General features: G+C 60.9%; 11 protein-coding genes. 4 read left to right on the forward strand and 7 right to left on the reverse strand.

The window, feature by feature from the left end; genetic code table 11:
• Both QMK54_RS30905 and QMK54_RS30910 read left to right on the forward strand, forming a co-directional pair.
• Positions 1–1,338 carry a dihydroorotase gene (locus tag QMK54_RS30905; RefSeq protein ID WP_320401823.1) on the forward strand — a complete coding sequence of 446 codons (1,338 nt, stop codon included), beginning with the start codon at positions 1–3 and terminating at the stop codon, positions 1,336–1,338.
• A gap of 31 nt (positions 1,339–1,369) precedes the next feature.
• On the forward strand, positions 1,370–2,248 hold the full coding sequence (locus QMK54_RS30910) for a His/Gly/Thr/Pro-type tRNA ligase C-terminal domain-containing protein (RefSeq protein WP_110657709.1): 879 nt from the start codon (positions 1,370–1,372) through the stop codon (positions 2,246–2,248).
• Positions 2,249–2,349: 101 nt separating this feature from the next.
• Here QMK54_RS30910 and QMK54_RS30915 read toward each other — a convergent pair whose 3' ends face one another.
• Positions 2,350–2,871: a DUF3617 domain-containing protein gene (locus QMK54_RS30915; protein ID WP_103396008.1), complete on the reverse strand. Its 522-nt coding sequence runs from the start codon at positions 2,869–2,871 to the stop codon at positions 2,350–2,352.
• Between the two features lie 132 nt (positions 2,872–3,003).
• Here QMK54_RS30915 and cls point away from each other — a divergent pair, with 132 nt between their 5' ends.
• Entirely contained in the window at positions 3,004–4,443 is a 1,440-nt protein-coding gene (cls, locus tag QMK54_RS30920) for a cardiolipin synthase (RefSeq protein WP_110657711.1), read from the forward strand.
• On the opposite strand, the gene cfaB is transcribed toward cls, so the two are convergent.
• The 5 genes from cfaB to hflK (QMK54_RS30945) all read right to left on the reverse strand — a co-directional run bounded on the left by cfaB (position 4,440) and on the right by hflK (QMK54_RS30945) (position 11,799).
• Complete coding sequence (gene cfaB / locus QMK54_RS30925) at positions 4,440–5,624, reverse strand: C17 cyclopropane fatty acid synthase CfaB (protein ID WP_110657713.1); 1,185 nt, start codon at positions 5,622–5,624, stop codon at positions 4,440–4,442. The two genes, cls and cfaB, sit on opposite strands and share 4 nt — an antisense overlap.
• 217 nt (positions 5,625–5,841) lie before the next feature.
• Positions 5,842–7,752 carry a heavy metal translocating P-type ATPase gene (locus QMK54_RS30930; RefSeq protein WP_110657715.1) on the reverse strand — a complete coding sequence of 637 codons (1,911 nt, stop codon included), beginning with the start codon at positions 7,750–7,752 and terminating at the stop codon, positions 5,842–5,844.
• Positions 7,749–8,807, reverse strand: coding sequence for a protease modulator HflK (hflK, locus tag QMK54_RS30935; RefSeq protein ID WP_223590131.1), 1,059 nt, complete (start codon positions 8,805–8,807; stop codon positions 7,749–7,751). Before hflK (QMK54_RS30935) ends, QMK54_RS30930 begins: the two co-directional genes overlap by 4 nt.
• Entirely contained in the window at positions 8,804–9,844 is a 1,041-nt protein-coding gene (gene hflC, locus QMK54_RS30940; RefSeq protein ID WP_413787355.1) for a protease modulator HflC, read from the reverse strand. The genes hflK (QMK54_RS30935) and hflC overlap by 4 nt, the downstream gene beginning before the upstream one ends.
• Positions 9,841–11,799 (reverse strand): protease modulator HflK, encoded by a 1,959-nt coding sequence (hflK, locus tag QMK54_RS30945; RefSeq protein WP_223590136.1) that lies wholly within the window; start codon positions 11,797–11,799, stop codon positions 9,841–9,843. The genes hflC and hflK (QMK54_RS30945) overlap by 4 nt, the downstream gene beginning before the upstream one ends.
• A gap of 214 nt (positions 11,800–12,013) precedes the next feature.
• Between hflK (QMK54_RS30945) and lpdA the strand changes: the two genes are divergently transcribed.
• Entirely contained in the window at positions 12,014–13,414 is a 1,401-nt protein-coding gene (gene lpdA / locus QMK54_RS30950) for a dihydrolipoyl dehydrogenase (RefSeq protein WP_110657723.1), read from the forward strand.
• A 111-nt stretch (positions 13,415–13,525) separates the two neighbouring features.
• On the opposite strand, the gene QMK54_RS30955 is transcribed toward lpdA, so the two are convergent.
• On the reverse strand, positions 13,526–13,999 hold the full coding sequence (locus QMK54_RS30955; protein WP_110657725.1) for an Lrp/AsnC family transcriptional regulator: 474 nt from the start codon (positions 13,997–13,999) through the stop codon (positions 13,526–13,528).
• Positions 14,000–14,080 lie beyond the last annotated feature (81 nt).

Genomic DNA, 14,080 nt, shown 5'->3' on the forward strand with positions numbered 1-14,080 from the left:
ATGAGTAGCGTGCTGATTCGCAATGCCCGGCTGGTGAACGAAGGCCGTGTGTTCGAGGGCGATCTGCTGGTGAGCAACGGCCGTATCGTGAAAATCGCACGCAGCATTCACGATGAAAATGCCAAGGTGGAGCTCGATGCCAAGGGCCAGTGGCTGCTGCCCGGCATGATCGACGACCAGGTGCATTTTCGCGATCCTGGCGCGCCCGACAAGGGCAGCATCTACACCGAATCCCGGGCCGCGGTGGCGGGTGGCATCACCAGCTTCATGGACATGCCGAACACCAGCCCGCCGACCCTGACCCTCGATGCACTGGCGGACAAGAAGCGCCGCGCGGCGATCAATTCCGTGGCCAACTACGGCTTTCATTTTGGCGTGAGCAACGACAACCTCGACACCGTCGCCGCGCTCAAGCCTTGTGAAGTGGCCGGGGTAAAAGTGTTCATGGGCGCCTCCACCGGCAACATGCTGGTGGACGACCCACGCATTCTCGAGCGGCTCTTCGCCGAAGTGCCGACCTTGCTACTTGCCCACTGCGAGCACACGCCCAGCATCGAATCCAACGCGGCCAAATTCAGAGAGCACTTTGGCGACTCCCCCCCTCCGGCCGCTCATCCACTGATCCGCGATGCCCAAGCGTGCTTTCGCTCATCGTCAATGGCGGTCGACCTGGCGAGAACACATGGCACTCGCCTGCACGTGCTGCACCAGACAACGGCTCGGGAACTGGCCTTGTTCGAGGACAAGCCACTGCCTCATAAACGCATCACCGCTGAAGTCTGCCTGCATCATTTGCTGTTCGATGATCGCGACTACCCTGACCTTGGCAACCAGATCAAATGCAACCCGGCGATCAAGACACAAGCTGACCGCGATGCCCTGCGCCAGGCCCTGTCGAGCAACCGGCTGGACATCATCGGCAGCGACCACGCGCCGCACACCTGGTCGGAAAAGCAGCAACCCTACTGGCAGGCACCGTCCGGTCTGCCGCTGGTACAACACGCGCTGCCCGCGCTGTTGGAACTGGTCGCGGAGCAGATTTTGCCGATCACTACGCTGGTGGCAAAAACCAGTCACCGTGTCGCAGACCTGTTCGCCATTCCCGATCGCGGTTATCTTCGAGAGGGCTATTGGGCAGATCTGGTGCTGATCAAACCTGAACCTGGCGGCGTTGCCGTTTCCACGCAACCGATCCTGTCGCAGTGCGGCTGGACACCCTTCGCCCGCCGCAGCTTTCGACACAGCGTCAGCACCACGATCGTGTCGGGGCAAATTGCCTGGCACGACAAACGTCTAAATGACAGCTGCCAAGGTTTGCCCCTACGGTTTATGCGATAAAGCTCGTTAGAAGCACATGAGTACGCCGACCATGATCCAGATCACCTTGCCCGATGGTTCATTGCGTGAGTACGACCAACCGCTGTCCGTACATGAAGTGGCCGCCAGCATCGGCCCTGACCTGGCCAGCGCTGCCGTAGCGGGCCGGGTCAATGGTGTACTGGTGGACTGCGAATACATGATCGAGGCGGATGCCCGGGTCAGCATTGTCACCCCCCGGGAGCCGGACGGCCTGGAGATCCTTCGCCGCTCCTGTGCCTTGATGCTGGCCATGGCGGTCAAGCAACTCCACCCGCATGCACAAATGCGCGCGGGCAAGGAGTTGGGCGATGGTTTCTTTTACGAGTTTTCCGTCGAGCGCCCCCTGACTCCGGCTGACTTGCCCCTCATCGAAGCGCGCATGCAATCACTGGCTGCGACCAATCACTCGATCCGCCGCCGACCTCATCGTGAAGAGATTCCGCTGTATCGACTGGGGGACACCGAGTACCAGAGCCATGGACCGCATGTCCCCACCACCAAGGTCTTGCAGGCGTTTGCCCTCGATCACATCAGCGGCACACTGCAACAACGGATCTACGGCACCTGCTGGTCCAGCCACCAGGAACTGCAACAATGGAGCGTTCCGCCCCACGTGGTCGTCGTGAGCATGGATGACCGTCAGGCGACTTATGCGCAAGCGGTGACCGATTCCTTGCGCCAACGAGGCGTGCGCGCCAAGGCCGACCTGCGTAACGAAAAAGTCCGCTACAAGATTCGCCAGCACAGCCAGACGGTGCCTTACCTAGTGGTGGTTGGCGAAAAAGAACAGGCTGGGGGGTTTGTCAGTGTGCGCAGTCGCACGGGGGAGGATTTTGGCCGGATGGCTGTCGAGGCGGCTTGTGAGTGGTTGAGTCAGCCGGGGATCTAGGACGGCTGGAAGGACGCCTTCGCGAGCAAGCCCACACACTGGTTTTGTGAACGCCATAGATCCAGTGTGGGAGCGGGCTGGCTCGCGAAGCTTTTAAAATTTTAGGCTCGCGGCTTCACAGTGCCGCAATCCTGCCCCAACCAGACCGCACGGGATTCGAGGCTGCCCTTCTGCTGAATGCCGGTAGCATTGAACGTCCCGTTGACCTTGGTGGTGAATTCACGATCGCTGAGGAATGTCGCCACGCCCGCACCCTGGGCTTTCGGGCAGCTGAAGCGGAACTTCCACTGATTGCCGGAGCGATCGGTGATTTCCTGTTTGCAGCCCGACTGCGGATCGGTCAGCGGAATGTTGTCGGTCTTGACCTGCTCCGGGGTCAGGCACGCCCGGATCCCTTTGCCGCCCATGGTGATGCCCTGTTTTTCCAGCATTGCACGCTGCTCAGGGGTCATCTGGCTCTGGAGCTGCCCGAGGATCAATTGCAGGTCGGGCATATTCTGCTCATCGACCTTCATGTTGCTCGTGGTCAGCTCCCACAATCCCGGTTGCAGCATTTGCGCATGAGCCGCCACAGGAAGTGCCAAACCCAGTGCCATGGCCAAACCCAGCAGACGAACGTTCATCGAGTAACTCCTGATCAGTAGTGGCCGTTAGACGTCAGCCGCAGGCTTCGGTTCATGGGCCAATTAATTAGCGACATTCTGCACGGAACATGGTCTGTTAAGCACTGAATCTTCAGGAGCAAGGCAGCCCCCATGGATTACTTCGGACCGCATATTTTCGGTTATACCATCGCCCTGTTGCACTCGCTGGGCATGATCGCGGCCATACACGCCGTGTTGACCGTCCGTACCGCCCAAGGCTCTATCGCCTGGGCCCTGTCGCTGTTTTTCATCCCTTATTTCACGCTGATCCCCTACCTGGTGTTCGGCCGCAGCACATTCGATGGCTACATCAAGGCCCGGCGGCAGGCGAACGAGGAGATGCGCAAGGCCGTTTCCGAACTCAACTGGCGACCCTGGGTGGAAGAAGCACTCACTGCCCGCGCCTCCTCGGCGTATGCCTCACTCAGGGCGATGCCCAAGCTCGGACGCATGCCGTGCCTGGCCAATAACGAGATGCGGCTGTTGATCAACGGCCAGTCGACGTTCGAGGCCATTTTCGAGGCCATCAGCCAGGCGAAAGAAGCCGTACTGATCCAGTTTTTCATCGTTCACGACGACCGCCTCGGCCAACGCCTGCAAACCCTGCTGTTGAAGAAAGCCGCCGAAGGCGTGGCGATTTACCTGTTGTATGACCGAATTGGCAGCCACTCCCTGCCCCACGGCTACGTGCAGGCCTTGCGCGATGGCGGAGTCGAGGTCAAAGCCTTTGCCACTCGCAGTGGCTGGCTCAATCGCTTTCAGGTGAACTTCCGCAACCACCGCAAGATAGTGGTGGTGGACGGCATTATCGGCTTCGTCGGCGGGCACAACGTCGGTGACGAATACATGGGCGAGAAACCACCCCTGGCCCCCTGGCGCGATACCCACGTACAAGTACGCGGGCCAGTGGTGGCGTGCATGCAGGAGTCTTTCGCCGAAGACTGGTTCTGGGTCGCTCGTGCACTGCCGCCGCTGATCCTGCCCGAGGTTTATCCGGAGGACGGCGTGCTGTGCCAACTCCTCGCCAGCGGACCGGCCGATGCCTACGAAACCTGTTCATTGTTCTTTGTCGAAGCCATCCATGCAGCGACCGAACGGGTGTGGATAACCAGCCCGTATTTCATCCCCGACGAAGCCGTATTCGCTGCGTTGCGCCTGGCGGTATTGCGCGGTGTAGATGTGCGCCTGTTGTTGCCGTCACGGCCCGACCATCGAATCGTCTACGCCGCCTCCAGCCTCTATGCCTTCGAGGCGGTGCGCGCGGGTGTACGGGTATTCCGTTACCAACCCGGCTTCCTGCACCAGAAAGTGGTGTTGATCGATAGCGAAATCAGCGCCATCGGCAGCGCCAATATGGACAACCGTTCGTTCCGGCTGAATTTCGAAGTGATGTTGCTGACCGTCGACAGCGCGTTCGCCGCCGAGGTGGAACAGATGCTCAACGATGACTTCGCCAATGCCCACGAAATCGCCAAAGAAGAAGGCCGGGACACCCGCCGCGTCCAACAGGTCGGCATGCGGGTCGCCCGGCTTATTTCACCGATTCTTTAGAGATAGATATCGTCGCGGGTCCAAGGCAGTTCATGACTGCCATCGGCGTGGGCCTTCACCGCGAGAATCTGGTGCAGGTTGATCCAGCCGCGCGCGAACGCGTAGGCGCAACCGGCCAGGTACAGCCGCCAGATGCGCAGGGCTTGTTCCGGTACCAGTTTGGAAGCCGCTTCCAGATTGTCTTCCAGGCGTTCGCTCCAGTGATCGAGGGTGCGCGCGTAGTGCAGGCGCAAGCTTTCGACGTCGACGATTTCCAGCCCGGCCTCACTGATCTCCGCAGAGATCATCGACAGGTGCGGCAGTTCGCCGTTGGGGAACACGTATTTCTCGATGAAGTCACCGGCACCGCGTCCCACCGGACGGCCGTCGGTGTACTTGGCCGTAATCCCGTGGTTCATCACCAGGCCGCCCTCTTTCACCGCGCCGAACAGGGTCTTGCAGTACTCGGCCAGATTGGCGTGGCCGACGTGTTCGAACATGCCGACGCTGACTACTTTGTCAAAACGACCATCCTGCGGCAGGTCGCGATAGTCGAGCAGTTGCAGTTCGATCAGGTCCTCCAGGCCCTCCGCTTTAACGCGTTCCCGGGCCAGGGCCAACTGCTCTTTGCTGAGGGTGATACCGAACACTTTCGCGCCAAACTCGCGCGCCGCAAAACGCGCCAATCCACCCCAACCGCAACCCACATCCAGCAAATACTCGCCGGGCTGCAGGCGCAGCTTGCGGCACAGATGACGGAACTTGGCTTGCTGGGCCTGTTCAAGGCTTTCACTGCCAGTCTCGAAGTAAGCGCAGGAGTACGCCATGTCGCTGTCGAGCCACAGTTGATAGAACTCGTTGGACAGGTCGTAGTGGTAGGAAATCGCCTTGGCGTCCATCTCTTTATCGTGGGCGCTGCGAACAGGCTGATTGTCGTCGTCCTCATTCAGCAACGCCTGGCTCCATTCATCACAGACGCGGATCACGTCGCTGATGGAGCCTTCAAGTTCCAGCTTGCCTTCGACAAATGCAGCGCCGAGGGCATCCAAGCTTGGGTGGGTAAACTGGGTGACCATTTGCGGGTCCTTGACCACAATCGTGACGCTAGGCGTCGGCCCCAGATTGAATTCATGGCCGTCCCAGAGTCTCAAGCGAAGCGGTAATTGCAGATTCTGTAAGGCCGGTGGTAGTTGCGCGAGCATGGATAACCCCCTTGTTTCAGACGTCTGAACAGAGGGTAGACCATCTTTGAAAAATAGCTGGCTATCGAATTAATAGCCATTTTCAATGATTCGCGACGCCTAGACTTGCCGCCGCGAATGCACAAAATGATGTGCCCTCATTTCCAATGACTACGAACCGGGCGCACAGTTCTAAAAATTTGAAACCCCGTGATTGCCCGATTTAGAGCATTCGCCTTCAAACTTCGTCCTTGAGCTTGAGCAACGGCTCCTGAAACCGCAGCAAACGACCGGCATTACCCAACACCAACAAGGTGCTGAGGTTATGCAGCAATGCCGCAATCATCGCCCCGGCAGCACCGAGCCAGCCGAACGCGGCGAAGGCCACAATGGCCAGGGTCCAGCCCAGGCCGATGATCACGTTGACCTGCAATGTCTGGCGGCACTGCCGACTCAGGCGCACGCAGGTGCCGAGGCGGCGCAGGTCGCTGCCGATCAACACGATGTCTGCCGATGCCAGGGCGATGTCTGCACCGCCTGCGCCCATGGCCACACCGACCACGCCAGCCTTGAGGGCCAGGGAGTCGTTGATGCCATCGCCGACCACCATCGGCCGGAAGCCGCTGTCGATTTCCTTGAGCACGCGGTTCAGCTTGTCTTCGGGCAGGGCTTGCGCTTCGACGTCGCTGATCCCGACATCCCGGGCGAGCGTTTGCGCAACGCTGTGCCGGTCACCGGTGAGCAACAACTGACGACCCAATCCGAGGTCGCGCAATTCACCCAAGGCAAACTGCGCTTCGGGTTTGACGCTGTCGGCCAACAACAGCCACGCGAGGAATTCACCATTGAGCGCGAGCCCGGCAATCGGACCGTCGTGATCGGGAACCGCCGTTGTGCTGATGCCCAATTGCGCGAACAACTCCGGCCGGCCAAGCGCCGCTTCGCCCTGCCCGGTCATCGCCACCACACCCAGACCCTGGCGCTCATGAATGTCAGACAGCAGCAGGAAATGCTCCTGGGTCACCAACCCCGCGAGCGCTCGGCTGACCGGGTGACTGCTGGCCGAACCAAGGCTGGCAGCGAGCGCCAGGACATGGCTGCGATCCTCCAGCGGACTGTCGATGGATTGCAGGCGCAGGGTGCCGAAGGTCAGCGTTCCGGTCTTGTCGACCACCAGCGAAGTCAGGTCCGCCAACTCTTCGAGGAAGGCAGAGCTGCGGATCAGAATCCCGTGGCGTGCCGCTACCGCCACCCCGGCAATTGCCGTGGCCGGTGCCGACAACACCAGTGCACAAGGACAGGCCGCCACCAACACCGCGAGCATCGCCTGCGCGTTGTTGGTGATGAACCAGGTTACGGCCGCCAGCAGCAACACCAGCACCATATAGCTGCCGGCGTAACGCTCCAGCAGACGAGTGATTGGCGGCTTCGAACGTTCGGCGTTCTGCATCAGCGCGATGACTTTGCCGAGGGTCGATTCCTGGCCTGTGCGGGTCACTTCGATTCGCAGCAGACCGTCGAGGTTGATCGCCCCGCCAAACACCGACATGCCGACGCCCGCCTCCATCGGTACCGATTCGCCGGTTATGGAGGCGGTGTCCAGACTTGCCTGACCGGACAACACCCGGCCATCCGCCGGCACCCGGTCACCGGCCCGCACCTCGACCAGATCGCCGGCCTTGAGCGTGCCGTTGTCGACTTCGATGATGGAGCCGTCCGCCTGCACCTTGCGTGCGTGACTGCGGGTCAGTTTGCCGAGGGCGTGAATGGCTTCCTGGGAGCCGATCACGCTGCGCTCCTCCAGCACGTGGCCGAAGATCATGATGATCGGCAACAGCGCCGCCGTCAGCAGGTCCCCGGTAGCCCACGCACCCAGCATGGCCAGGGCAATCAATTGATCGGTAATGCCGTGCAGGCTCGGATAACGCAGGCTGTACCAGGCCGAACGCATGACTGGCACAGCGACCAGCAACGAGGCAAACCCAAGCAACAATTGACTGACACCCGTTTGCTCCGGCGCCAGCCATCGCCAGATCAAGCCGAGCGCAAGAAGGCCCAACGCGAGCATGGCCAGTGTCAGTTGACGCGCGGCGCGGCGCTGTTCGGCCGAAGACAACAGGCTCGGTGCAGCGGCGGTTTGAGCAGTCATTGTGCAGCTCCCTGAATGATCAGGCGGGAATCGTCTTTGGGATCGACCGTAGTGACCGATCCGGCCTGGCCGAGAATTTTCGGCATGCGCTCACGGTAAATCCGCAGCAACATTTGCGGATCAGTGCCTTGCTGTTGTGCCTTGGCCAGGCTCAACACCGTGGCCGTGTCAGCTGACGCTTTGGCCAGTCGTTCACTCGCCTGGGCATGGGCTACCTGCAGCGTGCGGTCGGCTTGTTCGTTGGCAGTCTGCGTCAGCTTCTCGGCTTCAGTGCGCGCATTGGCGACGGATTTATCGGCTTGCTGGCTGGCCGTCAGTACCGCGTTGAAAGCGTTCACCGCCGGACTGGGCAAGCTCGATTGCACATCGACCCGCGCCACTTCGATCCCCAGTCCCTGCCCCGTCGCCGTGAGTTCAGCAAGACGCTGGTTGATGCCCTGCACCAGATCGCCTCGCAAGCGCTCGCGTCGTTCCGCCGCCTGACTGTCAGCGCCGATCAATTCCGGGCGAGCGACCAGGATAGTGTCCAGATCCCGTGCGGCGGTGAGTGCCACTGCGCTGCGAGTGACTAAGCGATCCAGTGCCGGCAACACATGTTCGCCTTGAAGCACGAATGCGTAAGGTTCGGTGACTTTGTAGAAAACCCGAACATCGAGTTGCACCACACCGGCATCACCGGTTAACAGATAGCCGGAGCCGGCAAGGGCATCGCTGATGGGCGTGGCAAAACTGGCCACGCGATCGGCCTGTATTGCAGCATCGCTGCGTAACAGACTTTCCACCCGACGCTCGATGACCCGGTCCGCGGCCGGCAACAAAATCACCTGTTCAAAAGGTTGCGGCCAGGCCAGTAACAGCCCGGCATTCTGAATGCGATCCAGCGCACCGAAATGCAAAACCACCGCGCGATTTTGTGGATCGATCTGCCGCACATTGGAAAACGCCCACGCCAACGCCGCCAGTACTGTCACTGCGTACAGGGCAATAAACGCCAAGCGCCCGGCCTGAATCCAAGGGCTGCTCAACTCATTTGTTCCACGTGGAACCAAACTCATGGCTGCGATCCGGACTTGTTGTCGAGGCTCGGCGGACCGTCAACCAACACCCGGAACGGTGCCGCGTCGGTGCGCAAAATCAGCTTGGTGCCCGGCGTCACCACCGTGCCCAAGGTGTCGAGGGAGCGCAACAGGTTGTAGAGCTGCGGTGATCCCGCGTAGGCGCGACCGTAAATCTGCGCGGCTTCGACGCGCGATTGCGCTTCGATATCTGCCGCTTTCACCGTGGCATCGGCCTGCACAATTCGCGCATCACGTTCGGCGGCAGAACGAATTTGCGCGGCTTCACGCTTGCCGATGGCCGTGCGCTCAGTGGCGATGGTTTCACGCTCGGCGCGCATCCGGTCGACGGTCGCGGTGAGTGTCACCGAAGGCAGCGTCAGTCGTTCGATGCCGACCTGCAACACGCGCACGCCATAAGTGGTGAGCAACTGCTGATCAATTTGCTTGCGCAGTTGTGCTTCGAAATCGGCAATGCGTACCTGGCTGGCATCGGTATTCACCAGGTTCGCCAGATCAAAACTGCTGGCGGTGGTTTCCAGTGCGGAGCCGACAAAGGTACGAATCTGCCGCGCGGCTTCATCAGGTTGGTTCTGCACCGCGCGCATGAAACGTTGCACATTGTCCGGGTCGCCTTGCACCTGCCACGCCACGTAGGCCTGAACGATGATGCGCAAACCGTCCCGCGTGCCCACATCCTGCAAACCGCTGGACGTGGTGCGCAGTCGTAGATCCACCGGGATCGCCGCTTCGAACGGTGCCGGCCAGCGCCAGCCCAGTCCCGGTTCCAGCAAGACTCGTGAAGGGTTGCCGAAGCGCGTGATCACCGTGGCTTCCCCCGAACGCACCTGCACCAGGCTCGCGGCGGCAACCGCAAACGCCACCAGCAATGCCGCCCACCCCATCCGACGCCATGGAAATGGACCGGCCTCCTGAGGATCGCCGTGGTGATGATGGTGATGGCCGTGGTGATGCCCACCATGGCCGTGATCGTGGCCAGCGTGGTCATCGTGATCGTGAATATGGGACTGGCTCAATTGGCGGCTCCTGGCTGAGCGGTTTTACGCGACGGCGCAGGGTCAACCGGCAGCGTGAACGTACGGAGATCGATGGTCGGCGCATTGCTGCTGCCGCCCAGTCGATGATCGAGAACCAGCAATTTGGCGTTGGCCAAACCCTGGGACAACTGGCTGAAATACTGCTCCAGCACGAAGGCCTGGCCAGCGCTGGCATAGGCTTTCTGCTCGGCGTTGAATTTCAGGTCCGCCGCGTCGGCGCCAGCAGTGATTTCACGGGCGCTGGCCGTCGCCTGATCGCGGGCGATGCTAGCCTGCAGCTGCGCCTGGTTGGTGGCCTCGGCAGCGGCGCCGCGTTCCCGGGCGATCAAGGCTTGCGCACCAATCTGCGCCGCTTGTACACCGTGATAGGCGTTGGCCGCACCGGCCGGGGGATGAATCGCCTCGACCACCGTGGCGAGAATTTCCACGCCGCTGTCGAGTTTTTGCAAGTCAGCCTGGACGGCGCGGCCGATTTCGTCGGCCAGCCCTACCCTGTCCTCGCCCAGCAAGCCGTCGAGGGTGCGCGAAGCGAAATCGTGAACCAGGATTCGGCTGGCGGTGCTGCGAATCAACATCGGCACATCGGCACTGTTATAGGTCGCGGCCAGCGCTGCCTGATCGCTCAGACCGATGCGATAGACGAAGCGCACATCCATGTTGACGATCTGAAAGCTCTGCTTGTCGGCTCGGCTGCTGGCGATAACCTGGGATTTGTCGTTCACATGGCTGGCGTCCCACAGGCGATTGGCAATCGCCGGGGCCGGGCCTTCGGCGGGGTCGGCCTGGGCGGGAGCCGTGGTTTCGCCAACACTGGTGGCCAACTCATGTACCACGCCATTCTCGACGCTCAACACCCGGCCCAAAGGCCACGGCAAGCCAACATGCAAACCGGGGCCAAACACCTCCACCGGCTTGCCGAATCGCTCGTAGATACCACGGCCTTGCAGGGCAATTTCGTGAATGCCGGTCAGGGACCAGCCAACCAGCGAAACCACCGCCAACACCGGCAGCAATGCCCGACGCATGTAAGTAAAGGCCCAGATCTGCCGAAGATCGATGCCGAAACGGTTATGCAATTCGTGCTGCAACGCCAGCAATGGCTGGGGTGGCCAGCGCAGCATGTCGGCGACAAAACTGCGCGCCAACAACTCGGGCTCAACACGCTCGCGGCGCGGGCTGAACAAAGACAACACTGCACGCAGCAACAGTTCGGCCGCCACCAGCCCCGGCAGCAGCCCGATCAACACCGCCAGGCGTACGGGCCAAACCGATGTTTCATTGGCAAACAGCAGGCAAAAGGCACCGAGGACCAGGCTGATGATCGCCACGCGTGTCAATTGCGCCAACGCGGTGGCTTCCGGCCATTGAGCGGGGTTTTCCTGCGCCAGATGACGCTCCATCACCAACAGTGCGAAGGCCAGCAGTAAGGAACACGCGGCACCGACAGTGGCCGTCAGGCCCAGTGCCGCCGGGGGTAACGCGAGGTTCCAGACCTGTTCGACACCCAACAACGCCAACAATGCCCAGCCGCCAAGCCACAGCGTCGGCGCGCCGATTTGCCCGAGCAGGTACTGCGATTTCTGGCTGATGCGGTCCAGCAAACGTTCATACCATCCCGAAGGCGCGACAGATTCGTCGACAACGACCTCGGACACGACCGGATTCATGGCGCGGGCCCGCCACCGGGACACCCCCCAGGCCGATTGCAAACCCGCCATCAACACCAGCAACGCCGCGCTCAAGTTCAACAGCAACGCTGGCCACAGTGTTTGCGACGCAAACAGCCCGGCAAAAAACGCCAGCAGCACACCCACTGTCGTGAGTACGCCCGCACCGATGGCGAACCGGCGCAAACGCCGCCCTTGAATGAACGCCTGCTGAAAGCGCGGCAACCCGGCTAACGGCGTTTCATCAGTATCGAGATCGACTTGCATACCACTCCAGAGAGTCTTCGCTTAAATGGCAATTCGTTACGATATAACGAAAGTGGTGAAATTTCCGTTCTCAAGCGCGCTATCTAAAGATGCCCAACCTGTCGCTTACCTGAAGCCTTGACCGAAATGCTGCATAACGCACATATTACGTTCGTAATTTTCTTCAGGAACTACTTTTAACGATCCCTTTCCCATTCGATCCAGGAGTACATCCATGAGCACTTATGACGTCGTGATCCTCGGCGGTGGCCCCGGCGGTTACAACGCGGCGATCCGCGCCGGACAACTGGGTCTGAAGGCAGCCTGCGTGGAAGGACGCGCCACACTCGGCGGCACCTGCCTGAACGTCGGTTGCATGCCATCCAAGGCATTGCTGCATGCCTCCGAACTGTACGACGCGGCCATGGGTGCGGAATTCGCCAACCTGGGGATCGACGTCAAACCCAGTCTCAACCTTGCCCAGATGATGAAGCAAAAGGATGAAAGCGTTACCGGGCTGACCAAGGGCATCGAGTTTCTTTTCCGCAAGAACAAAGTCGACTGGATCAAGGGTTGGGGCCACATCGACGGGCCGGGCAAAGTCACGGTGACCGACAGCGCCGGCGGCAAGACCGAACTGAGCGCCAAGGACATCATCATCGCCACCGGTTCCGAACCCACTCCCCTGCCTGGCGTGGACATCGATAACAAACGCATCCTCGATTCCACCGGCGCCCTTGCGCTGACCGAGGTGCCCAAGCATCTGGTGGTGATCGGCGCTGGCGTGATCGGCCTGGAGCTGGGTTCGGTATGGCGACGTCTCGGGGCGCAGGTAACGGTGGTCGAGTTTCTCGACCGGATCTGCCCAGGCGTGGACATCGAAGCCGGCAAAACCCTGCAGCGCTCCCTGAGCAAGCAAGGCTTGAGTTTCAAGTTGAGTTCGAAAGTGACCAGCGCCACCCGCTCCACCCACGGCGTTCAGCTGAGCATCGAGCCTGCCGCGGGCGGTACTGCCGAGCTGCTGGAAGCGGATTACGTACTGGTGGCCATCGGGCGCCGACCGTATACACAGGGCCTGGGCCTGGAGAACGTCGGCTTAGCCACAGACAAACGCGGCATGCTCGCCAACAAGGGGCATCGCACGGAAGCCGCCGGGGTCTGGGTGATTGGTGATGTGACCTCGGGCCCCATGCTCGCCCACAAGGCCGAGGACGAAGCCATGGCCTGCGTCGAGCAGATCGTCGGCAAGGCCGGCGAGGTCAACTACGACCTGATCCCCAGCGTGGTCTACACCAGACCGGAACTGGCCAGCGTCGGCAAGACCGAAGAGCAGCTCAAGGCTGAAGGGCGGGCGTACAAGGTCGGCAAGTTTCCCTTCACCGCCAACAGCCGGGCGAAGATCAACCATGAAACCGAAGGCTTTGCCAAAGTGCTGGCCGACGAGCGCACGGATGAAGTCCTCGGCGTGCACCTGGTCGGCCCGAGCGTCAGCGAAATGATTGGCGAGTATTGCGTGGCCATGGAGTTCAGCGCCTCGGCCGAAGACATCGCCCTGACTTGCCACCCGCACCCGACCCGCTCCGAGGCCTTGCGCCAGGCGGCGATGGATGTGGAGGGGATGGCGACGCAGATGTGAGGCTTGAAGAGTTGCAGTGATTGAACTATCGCCTTCGCGAGCAAGCCCGCTCCCACAGGTACAGCGAAAACCCTGTGGGAGCGGGCTTGATCGCGAATCAGGCGACTCGGTCTAAAGCGGCAAATGCTCCAACGGCAACGACCCCGGCGCCTTCACCGTGTGAATCGCAAAGTTGCTGCGGATGTCGCTCACACCCGGCAGCTTCAACAAACGCCCGGTGAGAAACCGGTCATAGGCACGCAAATCCGGCACCACCACCTGCAACAGGAAATCCGATTCCCCTGACACCAGAAACGCCGAAATCACCTCGGGCAATGCCGTCACCGCCAGGCGAAAACTTTCGGCTTGTTCATCGTTATGACGCTCGACCTTGACCCCGACAAACACCGTCAGCCCCAACCCCACCTCATCGCGATCCAGATTGGCCTGGTAGCCGCGAATGACCCCGGCCTCTTCCAACATCCGCACCCGGCGCAAACAAGGCGATGCCGACAGACCTATCTCGTCCGCCAGTTGCACATTGCTCAGGCGGCCATCCCGTTGCAGCGCGGCGAGAATCTTGCGGTCGTAGGCGTCGAGTTTCATGGTTTGGCAGATCCAGATGGTTCACACGAAAGAAAGTGGCAGATTATGCCAATTCAGAAGCCGATAGAAGCTGACAACGCA

Source organism: Pseudomonas sp. P5_109, from assembly GCF_034009455.1.
In the GTDB taxonomy this organism is placed as follows: domain Bacteria; phylum Pseudomonadota; class Gammaproteobacteria; order Pseudomonadales; family Pseudomonadaceae; genus Aquipseudomonas.